Source organism: Janthinobacterium sp. FT14W, from assembly GCF_009208755.1.
Taxonomy (GTDB): domain Bacteria; phylum Pseudomonadota; class Gammaproteobacteria; order Burkholderiales; family Burkholderiaceae_D; genus Janthinobacterium; species Janthinobacterium violaceinigrum.
Genome location: NZ_WFLL01000001.1, coordinates 238,650 through 258,552, shown reverse-complemented (window position 1 = coordinate 258,552; position 19,903 = coordinate 238,650). Strand labels below are relative to the sequence as shown.

At 63.3% G+C, this 19,903-nt stretch carries 15 protein-coding genes; 5 read left to right on the top strand and 10 right to left on the bottom strand.

What is annotated here, in order from left to right; translation table 11 throughout:
- Positions 1-19: 19 nt before the first annotated feature.
- The 10 genes from GCN74_RS01125 to recA all read right to left on the bottom strand — a co-directional run bounded on the left by GCN74_RS01125 (position 20) and on the right by recA (position 12,852).
- Positions 20-3,112 (bottom strand): efflux RND transporter permease subunit, encoded by a 3,093-nt coding sequence (locus tag GCN74_RS01125; protein ID WP_152254944.1) that lies wholly within the window; start codon positions 3,110-3,112, stop codon positions 20-22.
- Entirely contained in the window at positions 3,102-4,265 is a 1,164-nt protein-coding gene (locus GCN74_RS01120) for an efflux RND transporter periplasmic adaptor subunit (protein WP_152254943.1), read from the bottom strand. The genes GCN74_RS01125 and GCN74_RS01120 overlap by 11 nt, the downstream gene beginning before the upstream one ends.
- Complete coding sequence (locus GCN74_RS01115; protein ID WP_152254942.1) at positions 4,262-5,584, bottom strand: TolC family protein; 1,323 nt, start codon at positions 5,582-5,584, stop codon at positions 4,262-4,264. The genes GCN74_RS01120 and GCN74_RS01115 overlap by 4 nt, the downstream gene beginning before the upstream one ends.
- A 26-nt stretch (positions 5,585-5,610) precedes the next feature.
- A complete protein-coding gene (locus GCN74_RS01110; protein ID WP_152254941.1) occupies positions 5,611-5,970 on the bottom strand; it encodes a hypothetical protein in 360 nt (119 codons plus the stop codon).
- A gap of 271 nt (positions 5,971-6,241) precedes the next feature.
- Entirely contained in the window at positions 6,242-7,123 is an 882-nt protein-coding gene (gene sucD, locus GCN74_RS01105; RefSeq protein WP_152254940.1) for a succinate--CoA ligase subunit alpha, read from the bottom strand.
- Between the two features lie 13 nt (positions 7,124-7,136).
- Complete coding sequence (gene sucC, locus GCN74_RS01100; RefSeq protein WP_152254939.1) at positions 7,137-8,306, bottom strand: ADP-forming succinate--CoA ligase subunit beta; 1,170 nt, start codon at positions 8,304-8,306, stop codon at positions 7,137-7,139.
- A 78-nt stretch (positions 8,307-8,384) separates the two neighbouring features.
- Entirely contained in the window at positions 8,385-8,945 is a 561-nt protein-coding gene (locus tag GCN74_RS01095) for a DUF2889 domain-containing protein (RefSeq protein WP_152254938.1), read from the bottom strand.
- Between the two features lie 266 nt (positions 8,946-9,211).
- Positions 9,212-10,750, bottom strand: a complete 1,539-nt coding sequence (locus GCN74_RS01090) for a class I SAM-dependent methyltransferase (protein WP_152254937.1) — start codon at positions 10,748-10,750, stop codon at positions 9,212-9,214.
- 229 nt (positions 10,751-10,979) lie between these two features.
- Positions 10,980-11,435: a recombination regulator RecX gene (recX, locus tag GCN74_RS01085; RefSeq protein ID WP_152255140.1), complete on the bottom strand. Its 456-nt coding sequence runs from the start codon at positions 11,433-11,435 to the stop codon at positions 10,980-10,982.
- Positions 11,436-11,745: 310 nt separating this feature from the next.
- Positions 11,746-12,852 (bottom strand): recombinase RecA, encoded by a 1,107-nt coding sequence (recA, locus tag GCN74_RS01080; RefSeq protein ID WP_152254936.1) that lies wholly within the window; start codon positions 12,850-12,852, stop codon positions 11,746-11,748.
- A 240-nt stretch (positions 12,853-13,092) separates the two neighbouring features.
- Here recA and GCN74_RS01075 point away from each other — a divergent pair, with 240 nt between their 5' ends.
- The 5 genes from GCN74_RS01075 to GCN74_RS01055 all read left to right on the top strand — a co-directional run bounded on the left by GCN74_RS01075 (position 13,093) and on the right by GCN74_RS01055 (position 19,885).
- A complete protein-coding gene (locus GCN74_RS01075) occupies positions 13,093-13,827 on the top strand; it encodes a response regulator transcription factor (RefSeq protein WP_152254935.1) in 735 nt (244 codons plus the stop codon).
- Complete coding sequence (locus GCN74_RS01070) at positions 13,824-15,356, top strand: sensor histidine kinase (protein ID WP_226938803.1); 1,533 nt, start codon at positions 13,824-13,826, stop codon at positions 15,354-15,356. Before GCN74_RS01075 ends, GCN74_RS01070 begins: the two co-directional genes overlap by 4 nt.
- On the top strand, positions 15,349-15,663 hold the full coding sequence (locus GCN74_RS01065) for a DUF4212 domain-containing protein (protein ID WP_152254934.1): 315 nt from the start codon (positions 15,349-15,351) through the stop codon (positions 15,661-15,663). Before GCN74_RS01070 ends, GCN74_RS01065 begins: the two co-directional genes overlap by 8 nt.
- A complete protein-coding gene (locus GCN74_RS01060; protein ID WP_152254933.1) occupies positions 15,660-17,708 on the top strand; it encodes a sodium:solute symporter family protein in 2,049 nt (682 codons plus the stop codon). The genes GCN74_RS01065 and GCN74_RS01060 overlap by 4 nt, the downstream gene beginning before the upstream one ends.
- Positions 17,709-17,839: 131 nt before the next feature.
- Entirely contained in the window at positions 17,840-19,885 is a 2,046-nt protein-coding gene (locus GCN74_RS01055) for an alpha/beta hydrolase family protein (RefSeq protein WP_193316920.1), read from the top strand.
- The last annotated feature ends 18 nt before the right edge of the window (positions 19,886-19,903 follow it).

Genomic DNA, 19,903 nt, shown 5'->3' with positions numbered 1-19,903 from the left:
CAGGTTCGGACCCGCTGCGTCAGGTCGCGTCCGCGGACAGTCCTTTCTTTTCCGCAAAATAAGGATAGGCCAGAGGCAACAGCAGCAAGGTAAAGAAGGTGGCCGACACGATGCCGCCCACGATCACCACGGCGAACGGGCGCTGGGTTTCCGAGCCGATGCCATGCGACAGCGCCGCCGGCAACAAGCCCAGCCCCGCCATCAACGCCGTCATCAGAATGGGCCGCAGGCGTGCCACGGCGCCGGCGATGGCGCTATCGACGGCGCTGCCATTGTGCCGGGCGATCTCGACGATCTGCTCGACCATGATGACGCCATTCTGTACCGAGATACCGGCCACGGCAATGAAGCCGACCGCCGCCGAGACGGAAAAATGCAGGCCGACCAGCGCCAGGCCCAGGATGCCGCCGATCAGGGTAAACGGCACGATGGACAGGATCAGCATGGCCTTGCGCACGGAGCGGAAGGCCCAGAACAGCAGCGAAAAGATCATCAGCGCGGTGATCGGCACGATTACTTCCAGGCGCTTTACGGCGCGCTGCTGGTTTTCGAACTGCCCCCCCCAGGTGATCTGGTAGCCAGGCGGCAGGTGCACGAGCCGCGCCACTTTTTCTTGAGCCTCAGCAACAAAACTGCCCTGGTCGCGGCCCAGCAGATTGGCCTTGACGGACGCATTGCGCCCGCCCGCTTCGCGGCTGATGCGGGCCGCGCCCTGGCGTACCTCGATATGCGCCAGCTCGGCCAACGCCACCGTGCCCGCGCCACCTGGCAAATTGACCTGCAGGGCGCCGATGGCGTCGACGGAATCGCGCGCCGCTTCCTTCAGGCGCACGGTAATGTCGAAACGCCGGTCGCCTTCGAAATACGCGTTGACGACGTTGCCCGCCAGCGCAGTCTGGATCGCCGTGTTCACATCGGCCACGTTGACGCCCAGGCGGGCGATGCGTTCGCGGTCGATAACGATGTCGAGTTCGCTTTGTCCGCCGATCTTGACGGCGCCCACGTCGGCCGCGCCCGCAATGCTGCCCAGGATGCCGGCGATCTGCTCGCTCTTTTGCGTCAGCACGTCCAGGTCGGGGCCGTAGATCTTCACGGCAATCTCGCCCTTCACGCCGGACAGCGCCTCTTCCACATTGTCTTCGATGACTTGCGAAAAGTTCGTCGGCACGCCGGGCAAGGTGCGTATCTTCGCCGACATGTCGGCCACCAGCGCGTCCTTGTCCGCAAAGCGCCAGCTGCCGCGCGGTTTCAGGTCCGCCAGGATTTCCATGTTGTTGCTGCCCTTGGGGTCGGTCCCGTCGTCGGGCCGGCCCACGTGCGAGATGACATTGCCCACTTCCGGATAGGACAGGATGATGGCGCGTACCTGCTGCTCCACGGCGCGTGTCTTTTCCAGCGAACTGGAGGTCGGCAGGCTGACCGTCAGCCACAGGTTGCCCTCGTCGAGCTTGGGCAGGAATTCGCTGCCCAGCAGGGGCGCCAGCGCCAGGGTCACGATCAGCGCCAGCACCGAGGCGAGCATGACGAAGATGCGCTGGCGCTGCGCCGCCGCCAACAGGCGGCCATAGCCGTCCTGGATGCGCTGCAGCCATGCGCTGTGCTTTTCGGCCATCGGATGGCGGCGCATGGTCCAGGCCAGCAAGGTCGGCACCAGGGTCATGGTCAGGATGATGGCGCCCAGCATGGCAAAGCTCAGCGTGAAGGCGACGGGCGAGAAGATCTTTCCTTCCACGCGCTGGAAGGTGTAGATGGGGATGAAGGCGACAATGATGATGGCCTTGGCAAACAGGATGGGGTGGCCCAGGTCGACGACCGTCTGCTTCAGCGTGCGCTCGCGCAGGGAGGCATCGTGCCGCTCCTGCTCGCCCAGCAGCGCCAGCCGCACCAGCAAGGCCTCGACCAGCACCACGGCGCTGTCGATGATGATGCCGAAGTCGACCGCCCCCAGCGAAATCAGGTTGGCGGGAATGCCGCGCGCGTCGAGCATGATGAAGGCGAACAGCAGCGACAGGGGAATCACGGCCGCGACGATGAGGGCGGCGCGCCAGTTGCCCAGGAAAATCACCAGGATGGCGATCACCAGCGCAGCGCCCAGCAGCAAGTTTTCCGCCACCGTGTGCACCGTGTGGCCGATCAGTTCCGTGCGGTCATAGATCGTGCGCAGGTGCACGCCTTTCGGCAGGCGCGCATCGAGGCCGGCGATGGCCAGCTTGACGTCGGCCACCACCTTGGCGGCATTGCTGCCCTTGCTCATCTGCACGATGCCTTCCACCACGCTGTTTTCGCGGTTGAAAGCCACCACGCCGGAACGGGGACGATTGCCCACGGTCACTTCGGCCAGGTCCGACACGAGCACCGTGCGCCCGCCCTTAGCGCTGACGATGACGCGGCCGATATCGTCGATGCTGCCGAAGATGCCGATGCCGCGCACCACCAGCGCCTCGTCGCCACGCCGCACCAGGCCGCCGCCCACGTTGGCGCTGTTGTTGTTCAAGGCCGCGCTGAGCTGGTCGATGGTCACGCCATAGCGCTGCAGGGCGGCCGGATCGACCTGCACCTGGTATTCCTTGACAGTGCCGCCGAAGCTGACGACGTCGGCCACGCCGGGCACGATGCGCAGCGCGGGACGCACGACCCAGTCCTGCAAGGCCCGCACTTCGTTCGCATCCATGCCTGGCGGCACCTCGATCACATAGCGGAAGATTTCACCGACCGCCGTCGACAACGGCGCCAGGCTTGCCTGCACGCCCGTGGGCAAGGTAACGTTCTGCAATTTTTCCAGCACTTGCTGCCGCGCAAAATAGTCGTCCGTGCCATCGGCAAAGGTCAGGGTCACCACGGACAGGCCCGTGATCGTCACGGAACGCAGTTGCGTCTGCTGTGGCACGCCGCTCATTTCCCGCTCGATGGGCAAGGTGACGTTGCGTTCGACTTCCTCCGGCGCCTGGCCCGGGTACTGCGTGACGATCTGCACCTGCACGTCCTGCACGTCGGGAAAGGCTTCGATGGGCAGGTTGCTCAGCGCGCGGTAGCCGAAGACGGCCAGCGCCGCCGTCAGGATCAGCACAAAGACGCGCTGCGCCAGGACAAAATCGATCAGCTTAGCGAGCATTGCTGGCCACCTCGGCGTTGAGGAGGAAGGCGCCTTCCGTGACGACCCGCTCGCCGGCGCTCACGCCCGCATCGACAAAGCTGCTGTCGCGTCCCTTGATGCGCACGTTCACCCGGCGCTTTTCAAACGTGCCAGGCTGTTTTTCCACGAAGACATAACTGTACACGCCTTCGGCAAACAGGCTGGTATTCGGCAAGGCCACGGCCAGCATGCTGCCGTCGCCGGCCAGGAAGGAGGCGCGCGCAAACATTTCCGGCTTCAGGGCGCCATCGGCATTATCCAGTGTGCAACGCACCTGGATGCGCCGCGTCTGCGGGTCCAGCACCGGCGCCACGTGCGCCACCGTGGCGCTGAAGCGGCGTCCCGGGTAGGCATCCGTCTCGACACTGACAGCCTGTCCCTGGCGTACGCTGGCGACGGCGCTTTCCGGCACGTCGACCAGCAGCCACAGGTGGCGCAAGTCGCTGATGACGAACAGGGGCGCGGGGGCGTCGGGACGCACTTCCTGGCCCGGGTTGATCTGGCGGTCGGCGATGGTGCCGGCCAGCGGCGCGCGCAGCGTGTAGCGGCCGTTGTCGCTGCCGGCCGCGTTCAGGCTATGCATGCGCAGGGCTGCGCGCCGCGTTTCCGCGCGTGCCTGCTGGAAGTCGGCATCGGCCGACTCGTAATCCTTGCGCGCCAGCACCTCTCCCCGGAACAGCGTGTCGGCGCGCTGATAGGCCAGCTGCTTGCGCATTTCGTCGGCCTGGGCCTTGCGCCAGTCGGCCTCGGCACTGGCCAGGTCGGGCGAATCCAGGTCAGCCAGCAGGGCGCCGCGCACCACCTTGTCGCCGCTGTCCGCATGCAAGGCCAGCACGCGGCCCAGCACGGGCGAACTGACGCGGGTGGTGACGTTTTCGTCATAGGAAATACGTCCGTTCAGCGCGGCGCTGGCCGGCAGCGGCACGGCGCTCACGGCGGCGATCTTCAGCGTGGCCATCTGCGGCGCATTCACGGCAAAATGCAGCACGCCAGGCGCGGCGACGCTGCTGGCAACGGCTGCGGCCGGCAAGGCGGCGGCGTGCGCCCGCTGCAGATACTGCACGCCCGCGGCGGACCCGCCGCACAGCAGGACGAACAGGGCGCCATAGGTTAACGTGCTGCGCGATATCATGGTGTCGTACTTTCAAGAGATGCGGTGGGAAAGGATGCCAGCCAGGCGGCCAGCGCCTTGGCGTAGTCGTTGCGGGCGGCCAGTGCGTCGAGCTGCACGGCACGGTAGCTGCGCCGCACATCCAGTACATCTGCGATCGGCAGGGCGCCGTGCTGGTACGCGAATTCCGCTGCCTGCGCCGACTTTTGCGCGGCAGGCAGCAGGCTGTCGTCGATACGCTGCAAACGCTCGCCATTGCTGCGCACGTCGAGGGCGGAACGACTCAGCTCTGCCCTGGCCTGGATGCGCGCCTGCTCCAGGTTTTCCTGCGCCAGGTCCAGCGCCGCCTGGGCGCTGCGGATCTCGCCGTCATACTGGTAGCGCAGGAAGAGCGGCACCTGCACGGATATGCCGAAACTGTTGCCGCTGCCCTGCGGATTGCTGGCGCTGGCCGGATAATGTTCCGCTTGCACGCCGATGGACACGTCGCGCGTGCGTGCGGCGAGCGCCAGCTGGTGCGCCGACCGGGCTGCCGCCACCCTCGCCTGGGCCGCCATCACGTCGGGCCGCCGCGCGATGGCAGCATCGCTGGCTGCACCGGCCAGATCGGCCTGCGCCAGCGTGCCGGCGGCGACGGCCGCTGGCCAGCCATCGGCCAGCGGCAGCTGCGCCTGGCGGCTGTCGATACCCGTCAGCAAGGCCAGCGCCTGGCGCGCGTGCGCCACATCGCTGCGCGCCTGCACTGCATCGTTGCTGGCGCGCAGCGCCTCAACTTGCAGCCGCGCCACGTCCGCCGGCGACACTTCTCCCGCCTGCCGCTGCTTCTGCGCCACCTCGACGGTACGCTGGTACAGCTGCGCCGTATCGCCGAGGATGGCCAGGCGCTCGCCCGCCGCCAGCGCATCGTAATACGCCTGGCTGACGGCGAGACGCAACTGGCGCCGCGCCTCGCGCACATCTTCGCGCGCCCCCTCCTCCTGGTGCAGCGCGCCATCGCGGCGCAGGCCGCGCTTGCCGCCCCGCTCCAGCAGCTGGTCGATACGCACGCTGCTGTCGACGGTCTTGCTGCGCAAGCTGCCTGCACCCACGCCAAGGCCGGGGTTGATGTTCATGGTTTGCAGCGTCAGCATGGGATTGGGCGCCGCGGCAGCACTGGTCACGGCGGCGGCGGCACCATCGAGCGCCAGTGCCGACACGCGCACGTCGTGGTTGCGTTCGAGCGCAATGCGCTGCAGCTGCTCCAGTCCCAGGCTGTCTGCCAGCGGGGTCTGCGCATGCAGCAGCAGTGGCAGGCACAAGGGCAGCAGCGCCGCTGGCCACAGGAAACGTTTCATGGACATGGTGTTCGCTTTCGCGTTCTCTCGGATTAATTACTGTCGGCGGGCAATAACTTGGATATGCGCGACAAATGGCCCTGCCCGCAATCCTCCGGCCACAGTTCCACCTGCATCTCGGGCCTGGCGTCGATATCCGGCGGCACCTCGGCCACGGCCGTGCGCATGACCCGCACATGGTGGTAGCGCAGCTCGACAAAATGGCGGCTCGCCAGTTCGGCGTCGGACAGGCGCGCCAGGCAGGCCGGCAAATCGGCGGCGCGTCCCGGCCCGTACGCAGCGACGACCCAGGCACGCTTCGCCCCCCGCTGCCAGTCCACCTTGGGCGCCTCGGCGCAGGCGCATAACAGCAACAGGCATAGCGCGGCCACGCCCGGTTTCATGGCATCCATAGTGCATATTTCCGATGTAGAAAGTAGGCGCGCACGCGGCGCGCGAAGATGGTGCTGACAGGCCGAATCATAGGCGCGCGGTGCGCCGAACGGTGTTACAAGTTGGTAATGTCACATGCCTGTCATGGCCCGTGCCAATGGTTGCGGGCACGGCAATGGTGCGCGGCTGGAAAAGGGAGACGGACGGCAGGAAGGAGCTCGGAGCGGCGATGCATGGAACGAAAAAAAGGAGCCGAAGCTCCTTTTTTGTACTGCGGCAAGCCGGCTGAAATTACAGCATGGCTTTCAGCAGACGCGCCATTTCCGACGGGTTCTTGGTCACGGTAATGCCGCAAGCTTCCATGATTTCCAGCTTGGCTTGTGCCGTATCGGCACCGCCCGAGATCAGCGCGCCGGCGTGGCCCATGCGCTTGCCTGGAGGAGCGGTCACGCCGGCGATGAAGCCGACGACCGGTTTTTTCATGTTGTCTTTGATCCAATAAGCCGCGTTGGCTTCGTCCGGACCGCCGATTTCGCCGATCATGATGACCGCGTCGGTATCTGGATCGTCATTGAACATCTTCATGATGTCGATGTGCTTCAGACCGTTGATCGGGTCGCCGCCGATGCCGACTGCCGACGATTGGCCCAGGCCCAGTGCGGTCAGCTGACCCACTGCTTCATAGGTCAGGGTGCCCGAACGCGATACCACGCCGATGCGGCCTTTTTTATGGATGTGGCCTGGCATAATGCCGATCTTGATTTCGTCTGGCGTGATCAAGCCTGGGCAGTTAGGGCCCAGCAGCAAGGTTTTGCTGTTGACTTTGGCCATACGGTCTTTCAGGGCCATCATGTCGCGCACAGGAATGCCTTCGGTGATGCAAATGGCCAGATCCATTTCAGCTTCGACCGCTTCCCAGATCGCCGCTGCCGCGCCTGCTGGCGGCACGTAGATCACGGAAACGTTGGCGCCGGTTTCTTTTTTCGCTTCGGTAACGTTAGCGAAAATTGGAATGCCTTCGAAATCTTCGCCGGCTTTCTTCGGGTTCACGCCTGCCACGAAGGCAGCTTTGCCGTTCGCGTAGTCGCGGCAACCGCGGGTGTGGAACTGGCCGGTCTTGCCGGTGATCCCTTGGGTTACGACTTTGGTATCTTTATTGATCAGAATGGACATGTTGATTCCTTAATTAAGCTTGACCGGCAGCGGCGGCAACGACGCTCTTTGCTGCATCTTCCATGGTGTCGGCTGCGATGATAGGCAGACCGGAATCGGCCAGCATCTTTTTGCCCAGGTCTTCGTTGGTGCCCTTCATGCGCACCACCAGCGGTACGTTCAGCGAAACGGCTTTCACCGCGGCGATGACGCCTTCGGCGATCACGTCGCAACGCATGATGCCGCCGAAAATGTTCACCAGGATGGCTTTCAGGCCTGGGTTTTTCAGCATGATCTTGAACGCTTCGGTTACTTTTTCTGCCGTGGCGCCGCCGCCGACGTCCAGGAAGTTGGCTGGCTCGCCGCCGAACAGTTTGATCGTGTCCATGGTGGCCATGGCCAGGCCGGCACCGTTCACCAGGCAACCGATGTTGCCGTCGAGCGAGATGTAGGCCAGGTCGAATTTCGACGCTTCGATTTCCGCCGGATCTTCTTCGTCCAGATCGCGCAGGGCGACGATTTCCGGGTGACGGAACAGGGCATTCGGGTCAAAGTTGAACTTGGCGTCCAGGGCGATGACTTTGCCGCTGCCGGTGACGATCAGCGGATTGATCTCGGCCAGCGAGCAATCGGTTTCCCAATACGCTTTGTACAGGCCTTGCAGGTTGACGCGTGCGTCGACGATGGAACCGGCAGGCACGCCGATCTTGGTCGCGATGTCGTCTGCCTGGGCATCGGTCAGGCCAACGCTCGGCTCGACGGTAACGTGGTGGATCTTCTCCGGGTGGCTCTCGGCCACTTCTTCGATGTCCATGCCGCCTTCGGACGAAGCCATCAGGACGATCTTCTGGGTAACGCGGTCGGTGACCAGCGAAACGTACAGTTCTTGCTTGATGTCGGCGCCTTCTTCCACCAGCAGGCGGTTGACTTTCTGGCCTTCGGCGCTGGTCTGGTGCGTGATCAGCTGCATGCCCATGATCTGGTCAGCGTATTCCTTGACCTGCTCGATCGATTTTGCCACTTTCACGCCGCCGCCCTTGCCGCGGCCACCTGCGTGGATCTGCGCCTTGACTACCCACACCGGGCCGCCCAGGGTTTCCGCAGCCTTGACTGCCTCGTCGACGGACATGCACGGAATACCGCGTGGTACCGTCACTCCGAATTGCCGGAGGATTTCTTTGGCTTGATACTCATGGATTTTCATGCTGGCTTCCCTTCTGATACTGATTTGTAAAAATACGGTTAGTGGTGCAAAAAAAACAGGAAAAACAGAGCGCCGGGGTCACGCTTTGGCTACCCAGCGCGGGTAATACCGTGCAACTGCCCCGCCATCGGTGCGCAGGGCGTGGCATTTGTCGAGTTGAAACGGCTTTTCATGCGACAAGTCAGCATTCGCACCGTCACGGGTCGACCAGACATCGCCGGCAAATGCCTGAACCGTCGCAGTCGGCAAGACTTGCGCCAGTTCCGTCAAATGGGTACAGCCGGCGATTCCCGCCAGGCGCTGTTTCAAGTCGCGGCGGAAATTCTTCAATAAATTCAAACCGATCAGCGCCCTGTAAGCGGGGCCGATGGTATCGCAAAAACCGGGATAGGGCACGGCATCGGAGGCGGCTTCGGCCTCGACGATGGTCAGTTCGCGATCGACGGTAATGCGGAGATGGAGGTCATGCAGAGGAGTGCCGGCGGGACGGGGGCCCGAGGCCAGGGTCGCGTCGTAGCTTTTGATATCGGTAATACGGGCGTCAATATCCCACAGGCCGTCGTCGCGCAGATACGCTTGGACGTCGATAACGCGGGAGTGCCGTAGGGCGCGCCGGGATACGGGAGTTGACAGGGGCATAAGACCGATGCCGCTTGCGCGGCCATAATTAGTAAGCAGCCATGTGCATAAAGCACGCCGTTCGCAGCTTCTACGAACAGCAACCGCACCTGCGGCGCCGCAAAAACCCTAAAAGTGTAGCACATTGGGCGCTGGTTGCGCCGCAACATAATTTTTCATCGGTCTGCTCGCCTGCCTGCGATTATTGATGCAAATCGCAAAATCAATGACGATCATTCGCAATTCGCATAACTTCCGGCATGGCACGGACGTGCCGACACGCTGCCTCAGTCAGTCACGCCCAGCGCGCGCAAAACAGGCAAGGTACGCTCGGCAAAATGGCGGGCATGCTCCCACAGTTCGGCCAGGTTCTCTTGTTCCGTCAGCAATGGCTGGCCATCCTTCGACAGCAACTGCTTCAGGCTTATCAGCACGGGCCATGTCTCGCGCACCCAGTCCTGCGGCTCTTGCCATCCTTGCATTTTCGCCCACAGGAACAGCTGTTGTAAATGCGGTACAAATACGCCGCCGCCCGTCATCGGGCTGGCAAGGCTATACAGGTCGGACCTTGCCAGCGCCTGCTCCAGCAAATATGCATTCAGGCGCGCCGTCTGCGGCCGCGCCACGGCAATGTCAGCATCGTCCTGGACGGCGTAGACACTCCCCTTGCTGATCAGAATCAACATGATCTGCAACAAGGCAGCCAGGCTGGCTTCGGTGCCGGCCAGTTGCTGCTCCAGTTCCCCGATCGTGTGCACGCGGTGATCGGCAAGCGCATCGAGCACGGGCGCATATACGCGCTCATCCATATCGGCATCGCCCAGCACGCCATGCACGCTCAACACCACCGTATCGCGCGGCACCGCCAGCATCACGCGCACGGCCCGCAAGGCCGTGGCCTGGGCGAACGGCGTCAGCGTACGCGCCCCCTTGATCCAGTAATCCCTGCGAAATTGCTGGTTGATCAGGAAAGCCCGCGTCGTTTCGCGGAAGATGGGATCAGGAATCTCGGCCAGGAAGTGCTGGTGCTCGGCCGTCAGATTGAGCATGTCGACATGCTCGGTATAGGTGGCGGAAGCGGCGAACTCCAGTTTGGCTTCGCTCAACATGGCAGCCACCTGGGAAAAGGCCATCGGCTGCCAGTCCGCATTGAAATACTCGTGCGCGACATAATGACGCTCAAACGATTTCAGCTTCTCGAAGCGATCGGCCAGCAAGGGATTGGCCTCGAGATAGCGCGGCTTCGTGGCGATCATCCTGTCGACGAAATCGATGGCGCCCTCGATACGCGCCAGCACGCCTTGGCCCGGAGCACCCATGACGCGGCCATGTTCGGTCAGCAAGTCGCGCATCGGCATCATGGCGGCCCAGCCAGGCTGGGTGTTGTAGCTGAGGTAGGCGACGCCGCCCACTTTCAGCTTGCGCTGCAGGAAGTCCACGATCAAAGCACGGTTTGCCGCCGAGATCCAGCTCCAGATACCGTGCAGGCAGATAAAATCGAAATCGGGCAAGTCGTCGCGGCGGCAAAACTGTTCGAACGATTCGTCCGTGAACTGCGCCCCGGCGCCAGCGGCGCCGGCCAGTTCCTGGGCATAGGCTGCCTGGGCCGGATTGAAATCATTGCCATACCAGCGCGTGGCGGACGCCGCCGCATGGAAGTTGGCACTGACGCCCTGACCGAAGCCCAGTTCGCAAGCCGTGCCATTGGCAGGCAGGACCAGGCCGGCGGCCAGCAGCGGCAGGCGCAGACGCAGGGGATTCAATTCTTCGTAATAGCTATAGGTATAGGCGACCTCGGCCATGTAGCCGGCATTCCAGTTGCTCATTGCGCTTCCTGTCTCGATCAATGGCGGTGCACGCAGCGCACCGGGTTCGAGCGCCAGAATACCCGATATCCCGGGAGCCCAGTAGCGCGAACAGAGGACATTTGAAAGCGCAGTTCACGGCGGCACGGCGCGGCGGCCGCGTCATGGCCAGGGCGGAAAGCAGGCGGCAGGAGCGGCGAAGCGACCTTACCTGGCAGCAAACGGGGGCGCCAGTGCGCGCGCGGCGGCCTTAGTCCTCGTCAGGCTCAAGCCCCTTCAACGCCACCAGCACGGCGCGCTGGGAAAAGCCGCGCTGCATCAGGAAGCGCATCTGCTTGCTGCGCTGCTCGGCATCCTGCGCCACTTGCCCAAACTTGCGGCGCCACACTTCGCAGGCGCGTGCGGTCTCGCCCTCGGCCAGGCCCGCCTTGAGTTCCTGCAACGCCTCGCCGGCGATGCCATGGCTTTGCAATTCCGCCATGATGCGGCTGTTGCCGAAGCGGGCCGAGCGGCGGTGAATCAGCGACTCGGAAAAGCGCTCCTGCGACAGCCAGTTGGCCTGCTCCAGGCTGTCAAGCAGGGCTTCCACATCGTCGCCCTCCTGCGCATGCCGCTGCAGCTTGCGCCGCAATTCCATGCGGCTATGCTCGCGCATCGACAAAAAGCGTAGCGCCCTGCCCTTCAGGCTCAGTTGTACCGCTGCCATCATTCCACCCTATCGTTCAACACATCAGGACAATTCAAATAAATACAACATCAACTCAAGACAAGACAAGACAAGACAAGACAATTCAAACACGACATCAACACAACGGCTGTGCCGCCCGACATGCCGTCAACAATGCCGTCAAAAAAACAAATGCCGCCTGGCGCACAGGCGCAAGGCGGCATTCATTGTAGATCTTTTGGACGGCAAACCACGGCGCAAAGGGCCGTCACGTGTCGCAACGCGTCGCAGGCAAGACCAGCTGCAGCTGCAGCTGGCCATGCCAGCGCAGCCGAGCTGCGCTGCCTTCTTACTCGGCCGCTTTCGCTTCCGCAGCCTTGGCAGCCTTGTCGGCAGCCTTATCCGCTTTTTCCGGCTTTTCAGCAGCCAGCGGCGGCAGTTCGCGCACGCCCAGCGAGGCGCGGACCTTGTTTTCGATTTCGCGGGCCAGCGCCGGACGCTCTTGCAGGAAGGCGCGGGCGTTGTCCTTGCCCTGGCCGATGCGTTCGCCGTTGTAGCTGTACCACGAACCGGATTTTTCCACGATCTTGGCATCCGAACCCAGGTCCAGGATTTCGCCTTCGCGTGACGTGCCGGCGCCGTACAGGATGTCGAAGTGCGCTTCCTTGAACGGCGGCGCGATCTTGTTCTTGACGACCTTGACCTTGGTTTCGTTGCCGATCACTTCATCGCCGGACTTGATCGAGCCGGTGCGGCGGATATCCAGGCGTACGGACGCATAGAATTTCAATGCGTTACCACCGGTGGTGGTTTCCGGGCTGCCGAACATCACGCCGATCTTCATGCGGATCTGGTTGATGAAGACGACCAGGGTATTCGTGCGGTTGATGGAACCGGTCAGCTTGCGCAGGGCTTGCGACATCAGGCGCGCTTGCAGGCCTGGCAGGGAATCGCCCATGTCGCCTTCGATCTCGGCGCGTGGCGTCAGTGCGGCCACGGAGTCGATGACGACGAGGTCGACGCTGCCCGAACGCACGAGGGCGTCGCAGATTTCCAGAGCCTGCTCGCCCGTATCCGGTTGCGAGATCAGCAATTCATGCAGGTTCACGCCCAGCTTTTGCGCATAACCGACGTCAAGCGCGTGCTCGGCATCGATAAAGGCGCAGGTGCCGCCCAGTTTTTGCATTTCGGCGACGGTTTGCAGGGTCAGGGTGGTTTTGCCCGACGATTCAGGACCGTAGATTTCCACGATACGGCCACGCGGCAAGCCGCCCACGCCCAGCGCGATATCGAGGCCGAGCGAACCGGTCGACACGACTTGCACTTCTTCGATCGGTGCGCTGGCATCCATGCGCATGACCGAACCTTTGCCAAACTGCTTCTCGATCTGCGCCAGTGCGGCGGCGAGCGCCTTGGCTTTTTCCGATGCGGGTACTACAGCTTTTTTATCGTCCATATGTTCTTTCAGCCGTTCTACAGTCGACGATTCACATGAATCGGTCGGCCTGCGATAGCGCCAGTGGGTTAAATTCTTTACACAGACAGTACTGTATAAAAAAACAGTGATCAATGCAAGCGGAACGTGGATTTGTTTTGAAACAGATCAATACAACCCTGTTTTTCACAAAAATTCGCCACCTTGCGGAAAATGAAACACAATACAAGCTTCTACCGCCGCAAGCATAGGAACTGCACCATGCGTATTTTACTTGCCGAAGATGACAGCGTGCTGGCCGATGGCCTGACCCGCTCGCTGCGCCAGTCCGGTTATGCGATCGACTACGTCAAGACGGGGCAAGAGGCCGATACGGCCCTGTCCACCCAGGAATTCGACTTGCTGATCCTCGACCTGGGCCTGCCGAAGATGTCCGGCCTGGAAGTGCTGCGCCGCCTGCGCGCGCGCGCCTCGCTGCTGCCGGTACTGATCCTGACGGCCGCCGATTCCATCGAACAACGCGTCAATGGCCTCGACCTGGGTGCCGACGATTATATGGCCAAGCCGTTCGCGCTGTCGGAACTGGAGGCAAGAGTGCGCGCCCTGACGCGCCGCGGCGCCGGCGGCGGCGCCACCATCATCAAGCACGGCCCCCTCAGCTACGACCAGGTGGGGCGCAGCGCCTACATCAACGACCAGATGCTCGACCTGTCCGCGCGCGAACTGGGCTTGCTGGAAATCCTGCTGGGCCGCACGGGCCGCCTCGTCTCGAAAGAGCAGCTGGTCGACCACCTGTGCGAATGGGGTGAAGAAGTGTCGAACAACGCCATCGAAGTGTATGTGCACCGCCTGCGCAAGAAGATCGAGGTGGGCGGCGTGCGCATCGCCACCGTGCGCGGCCTCGGCTATTGCCTGGAAAAATACTCGGAAGCGGCGCGCCTGAACGCCGAAGCGGGCGAGTCGGCAGGCCTGGCCAACGGACCCGCCAGCAAGTGAAGGCACGCGAGGCGCCAGCGGACGAGGCGGACGACGACGACTGGTTCGAGCCGCCCACCACGGAGCAGGATGACACCATCGAGCATTCGCTGTTCGGCGAAATCCTCGACTGGATGCTGGCGCCCCTGCTGCTGCTGTGGCCGATGAGCATCGCCATCACCTATCTGGTGGCCAAGAGCATCGCCAATCAACCGTTCGACCATGCGCTGGAAGACAGCGTGACGGTCCTGACGCAGCAGGTCAAGCAAGCCGATGGCGCCGTGCTGCGCCACGTACCGGAAAAAAACGGCAAGGGCCGCGACTTCCTGCGCGGCGACGATGTCGACACCCTGTATTACCTGGTGGTGGGCGCGCGCGGCGAATACCTGGACGGCGACCGCGACTTGCCGCCGCCCCAGGACCCCGACAAATACCGCAGCGGCATGGTGCTGTTTCGCAACGACACCATCCATGGCACGCCCGTGCGCGTGGCGTTCACCTACCTCGACATGCCGTCCAGCACCGACGACGACCCGCGCCGCGCGCTGGTGCAGGTGGCCGAAACGCTGGAAAAACGGGCCCAACTGGCGAATGAAATCATCAAGGGCGTGATCTTGCCGCAGTTCATCATCCTGCCTGTGATCCTGGCCCTCGTCTGGTTTGCCCTGGCGCGCGGCCTGTCGCCGCTGGCGCAGTTGCAGGAGCGCATACGCGCCCGGCCGCCCGACGATTTATCGCCCATCGAATCGGGCCAGGTGCCCGAGGAAATCACGCCGCTGGTCGGCTCGCTCAACGAAATGCTGGCCCGTCTGTCGCTGTCGATCGACATGCAGAAACGCTTCATCGCCGATGCCGCGCACCAGATGAAGACGCCGCTGGCGGGCATGCGCATGCAGTCGGAACTGGCCCTGCGCCAGACAGACCACGACGAGATCCACCGCTCGCTGCTGCAGCTGGCGAAAAGCTCGGAAGCGGCCACGCGGCTGGTGAACCAGCTGCTGGCCCTGGCACGCGCGGAAAACCAGCCGCAGGCGGGCACGGCGTTCGAACCGATCGAGCTGAGCGAACTGGCGCGCGGCGTGGTGCAGGACTGGGTGCAAGCCTCGTTTGCCCAGCATATCGACCTGGGCTTCGAACAGCCCGCGTATTCGATCATGATTTCCGGCAATGCCATGATGCTGCGTGAACTGCTGAGTAATCTGATCGACAATGCCCTGCGCTACACGCCGGCCGGGGGCAGCGTCACGGTGCGCGTGCGCAGCACCCTGGAACTGGCCATCCTGGAAGTGGAAGATACGGGCCCCGGCATACCGCCGGCCGAGCGGGCGCACGTATTCGAGCGCTTTTACCGTATTCTCGGCAGCAATGTCGACGGTAGCGGACTGGGCCTGGCCATCGTGCGCGAAATCGCCCAGCAGCACGGCGCCGAAGTCGATATTTTCAATAATCCCCGCGCACACTCGCCGAAGCTGCCGGGCACCCTGCTGCGCCTGAGCATCGCCCTGCTGTTGCCGGATGCGCCAGAAGAAGATGAGATCACATATGGATAAGCCCAGCCCTCCCGCGCCGCCGCTGCGGCCCGCGCGCACGCCCGGCCCCGGGTTGCAGGCGCGCCTCGATACGCACTGGCGCAAGACGCGGCGCCTGACGGCCATCCTCCTGCTGATCTGGCTGCTGACGGGCTTCCTGACCGTGTTTTATGCGCGCGAACTGCTGCACCTGAACCTGTTCGGCTGGCCCCTGCCCTTCTATATGGCGGCCCAGGGCGCTTCGCTGGTCTACCTGGCCATCATCGCCTTCTACGCCTGGCGCATGCGGCGCCTCGACAGGGCTTTTCATGCCGAGGAGCAAACATGACCGGGCAGCGCAGCTTCTTTGCCCGGCTGAGCCGTTACTACCTGCTGTTTACGGGCGGCTTCGCCGCCTTCCTGCTGGCCCTGGCCGTGCTGGAACAGGAAGGCATGCCGCGCGCGTGGATCGGTTACCTGTTCATGCTGGTCACCATCACCCTGTATGCCACCATCGGCGTCATCAGCCGCACCTCGAACGTCACCGAATACTATGTGGCGGGGCGCCGGGTGCCGGCCATGTTCAACGGCATGGCCACGGCCGCCGACTGGATTTCGGCCGCCAGCTTCATCAGCCTGGCCGGCGGCCTGTACCTGAACGGCTTCGACGGCCTGGCCTTCATCATGGGCTGGACGGGCGGCTATTGCCTGGTGGCGCTGTTGATCGCCCCCTACCTGCGCAAGTTCGGCCAGTACACGATTCCCGATTTCCTCGCCGCCCGCTACGGCAGCGGCGCGGACGGCCGCGGCGCCAGCGTGCGCGTGGTGGCCGTGGCCGCCACCATCATCGTGTCGTTCACCTATGTGGTGGCGCAGATCTACGCCGTCGGCCTGATCGCCTCGCGCTTCACGGGCGTGGATTTTTCCGTCGGCATCTTCCTGGGCCTGGCCAGCATCCTCGTCTGCTCCTTTCTGGGCGGCATGCGCGCCATCACCTGGACGCAAGTGGCGCAGTACATCATCATCCTCGTCGCCTTCCTGATTCCCGCCATGTGGCTGTCGGTCAAGCATGCGGACAATCCCGTGCCGCAGATCGCCTACGGCAAGGTGCTGCCGCAGCTGAGCGCGCGCGAACACGTGCTGGAAACGGACCCGAAAGAAAACGAAGTGCGCGCCATCTTCCGCCAGCGCGCGCAAAGCTACCAGGCGCGCATCGACGGCTTGCCCGGCTCCTGGGAGCAAGGCCGCCTGGCGGCCCAGCGCCAGCTCGACAGTTTGCGCCAGCGCAATACCTCGCTGTTCGACATCCGCAACGCGGAGCGCTATCTGATCGCCTATCCGAAAAGTCCGGACGAGGCGCGCGTGCTGTGGCAGGCGGCGCAGGCGCAGAACCAGAAACGCGCCGAGCCGATCATTCCGCATGCGCAGCCGTTTCCCGCCGCGGACCGCGCGCAGTCCGACATCAAACGCAACAATTTCCTGGCCCTCGTGTTTTGCATGATGCTGGGCACGGCTGCCCTGCCCCATATCCTGATGCGATCCTACACCACGCCGTCCGTGCACGAAACGCGCGTATCCGTCTTCTGGACCCTGTTCTTCATCTTGTTGATCTACCTCACGATTCCCGCGCTGGCCGTGCTGGTCAAGTACGATATTTACTCGGCACTGGTGGGCACGCAATACGCGAACCTGCCCACCTGGGTGTCGTACTGGGCCAACGTGGACAAGCTCAGTCCCCTGATCAGCATCGTCGACGTCAACCGCGACGGCATCGTGCAACTGGCGGAAATTTCCATCGACGCCGACGTGCTGGTGCTGGCCACGCCCGAGATCGCCGGCCTGCCCTACGTGATTTCCGGCCTGGTGGCGGCAGGCGGCCTGGCTGCCGCCCTGTCGACGGCCGACGGCTTGCTGCTGGCCATTTCGAATGCCCTGTCGCACGACATCTATTACAAGGTGGTCGATCCCAGCGCCTCGACGCAAAAGCGCGTGACGATTTCCAAATTGCTGCTGCTGGCCGTGGCCTTCATCGCCGCCTATGCCGCCTCGCAAAAGCCGGCCGACATCCTGTCGCTGGTGGGCGTGGCGTTTTCCCTGGCCGCCTCGACCCTGTTCCCGCCGCTGGTGCTGGGCGTATTCTGGCAACGCACCAATTACCAGGGCGCACTGGCCGGCATGTTCACGGGCTTTGGCGTGTGCCTGTATTACATGTTGCACACGAGCACCATGCTGGGCGGCAATGCCAGCGGTCAATGGTTTCATATCGCGCCCATTTCCGCCGGCATCTTCGGCGTGCCTGCCGGCTTGGCCGCCGCCGTGCTGGTCAGCTGGCTGACGCCCGCGCCGGGACGCCGCAGCACAGGACTGGTCGAGCATATCCGGGCGCCGGAATGACAGCATGCTGGATGAAACGTAAAAACAATGATACCCTCAAGAAATAGTGCATAAATAGATACCTTATTTATTAACTCATCAGAGGTAAAATGACACCTGGCCGTATCCCCCCTGTACGCCATGCAGCGCTCGTGCGCGCCGCGACTGCCTGCCTGTTGCTGGCCTTTGTATCGCCGCAGGTGTCGGCCGAAACGGCAGCGGCCAGCACCACGGCTAGCGTGCCGTCGGGCATAGGCGCTGCCGTCTTCTTTGACGAAGATCACATCAGCAAGGTGGAACTGTCGCCCGATGGACGCGCGGTAGCCATTTTGCTGATGGGCGACAACCAGCGCCGGCGCCTGGCCGTGCTCGATGTGGCTAGCCAGGAAGTCAAGATCGTGGCCAACTTTAGCGACCGCGATATCGGCAATGTGGCATGGGTCCATGCCAACCGCTTGGTATTCGATACCAACGACACGCACGCGGCAGACGGCCAGCGCAAATATGCGCCGGGCATGTTCGTCGTCGACCGCGATGGCCGCAATTACCGCCAGCTCGCTTCCATGGATGGAACAGCGGACGACCCGCGCTTTGCTTCCAGGAAGTTGCCGGCCTCCGTATTTCTGCTGGAGCAGCCGGGAGCCCAGGATTCCGACACCATCTATGTCCGTAAGGCCGCCGTGCTGAAGGAACGCAATGAGAATACGGCAGAGGTCGGGCAATTCGACTTGCTGCGCCTCGACACCACGACCCAGCAGTGGGAAAAAGTGGCCCCACCAGCCAAAGGCGTGCGCCACTGGATGCTGGACCAGCAGGGCAAGCCGCGCCTGGCAACAGCCGTGGAGGGCCGGCGCAAGACGTTTTACTACCTTGAACAGGACGAGCGGCGCTGGCGCGCCATTGCCAGCCAGGATCTCCATGACAGCGGACCCGATACCATCACGCCCGTGGAATTCGGACCCGACGGCACCCTGTATGTCAGCAGCCGCAACGGTAGCGACAAGCGCGCCCTGTACGCGTTCGACCTGGCGGCCAGCCGCGTCGCGGGCAAGCCGCTGGTTACGCTGGCCGGCTACGATTTCGCCGGCGGCATCCTCACGGACCAGCAGCGCCTGCTGGGTGTCTACTACACCAATGACGCCACCACCACCGAATGGTTCGACGCCGAGTGGAAGGCCGTGCAGCAAGACATCGACAAGCAACTGCCGGCCACCATCAATCTGATCGCCATGAATGCCAGGGGGGATAGCCAGCAGCTCATCGTGACGGCATATTCGGACCGCCAGCCCAGCGCCTTCCTGCTCTACAACAAACAAACCCGTCAATTACAAAAGATCGGCGATGCCCGTCCCGCCATCGATGCGCGGCACATGGCGCAAACCGACTTGATGACATATCGCGCACGCGACGGCCTGGATATTCCCGCCTGGCTGACCTTGCCCAAGGGTGGCGGCAAGAAGCTGCCGCTGGCGTTGCTCGTGCGCAGTGCGCCAGCAGAACGTGGCAGCCTGTGGTACTGGATGAGCGAGCGGCAATTCCTCGCCTCGCGCGGCTATGCCGTACTGCAACCGGAGTTTCGCGGCAGCGGCGGGCGCGGCGACCAGTTCCTGCGGGCCGGCTGGAAGCAATGGGGCCTGGCCATGCAAGATGACCTGGCCGACGGCGCGCGCTGGGCCATCGCGCAAGGCATTGCCGATCCGCAACGCATCTGCATCGTCGGCGGCGGCGCCTATGGCGGCTACGCAGCGCTGATGGGCTTAATCAAGAATGGCGATCTGTTCCGCTGTGGCGTCAGCTGGAGCGGCATCACCGACTTGCCGCAAATGTACACCCAGCACTGGAGCGTCGGTCACCGGCTGGGAGAGGAAGCAAGACAATATGTCATGCCGCAACGCATCGGCGACCCCGTGCACGATGCTGCCCAGCTCAAGGCCAGCTCCCCCATGTACCAGGCCGAAAAATTGACGCAACCCCTGCTACTGGCCTACGGAGGAGCCGGCCACAACGTTCCCCCATACCAGGGCACGCAATTGCGCGACAAGCTCAAGCTGAGCAATTCCCGCCTCGAGTGGCAGTTGTATGCCGACGAGGGCGACCATTGGGACCTGGCGGCCACGCGCGTGGACTTCTGGCAGCGCGTGGAAAAATTTCTCGACAGGAATATCGGAAAAGACAGCGCCCCGGCAAAAAAGGAGTAGGCTGGAGGGCCGTTCCAT

Bases quoted from the DNA above. Each gene is read 5' to 3' on its own strand.
- GCN74_RS01125 (WP_152254944.1), bottom strand. From the start codon at position 3,112: ATGCTCGCTAAGCTGATCGATTTTGTCCTGGCGCAGCGCGTCTTTGTG.
- GCN74_RS01120 (WP_152254943.1), bottom strand. From the start codon at position 4,265: ATGATATCGCGCAGCACGTTAACCTATGGCGCCCTGTTCGTCCTGCTG.
- GCN74_RS01115 (WP_152254942.1), bottom strand. From the start codon at position 5,584: ATGTCCATGAAACGTTTCCTGTGGCCAGCGGCGCTGCTGCCCTTGTGC.
- GCN74_RS01110 (WP_152254941.1), bottom strand. From the start codon at position 5,970: ATGGATGCCATGAAACCGGGCGTGGCCGCGCTATGCCTGTTGCTGTTA.
- sucD (WP_152254940.1), bottom strand. From the start codon at position 7,123: ATGTCCATTCTGATCAATAAAGATACCAAAGTCGTAACCCAAGGGATC.
- sucC (WP_152254939.1), bottom strand. From the start codon at position 8,306: ATGAAAATCCATGAGTATCAAGCCAAAGAAATCCTCCGGCAATTCGGA.
- GCN74_RS01095 (WP_152254938.1), bottom strand. From the start codon at position 8,945: ATGCCCCTGTCAACTCCCGTATCCCGGCGCGCCCTACGGCACTCCCGC.
- GCN74_RS01090 (WP_152254937.1), bottom strand. From the start codon at position 10,750: ATGAGCAACTGGAATGCCGGCTACATGGCCGAGGTCGCCTATACCTAT.
- recX (WP_152255140.1), bottom strand. From the start codon at position 11,435: ATGGCAGCGGTACAACTGAGCCTGAAGGGCAGGGCGCTACGCTTTTTG.
- recA (WP_152254936.1), bottom strand. From the start codon at position 12,852: ATGGACGATAAAAAAGCTGTAGTACCCGCATCGGAAAAAGCCAAGGCG.
- GCN74_RS01075 (WP_152254935.1), top strand. From the start codon at position 13,093: ATGCGTATTTTACTTGCCGAAGATGACAGCGTGCTGGCCGATGGCCTG.
- GCN74_RS01065 (WP_152254934.1), top strand. From the start codon at position 15,349: ATGGATAAGCCCAGCCCTCCCGCGCCGCCGCTGCGGCCCGCGCGCACG.
- GCN74_RS01060 (WP_152254933.1), top strand. From the start codon at position 15,660: ATGACCGGGCAGCGCAGCTTCTTTGCCCGGCTGAGCCGTTACTACCTG.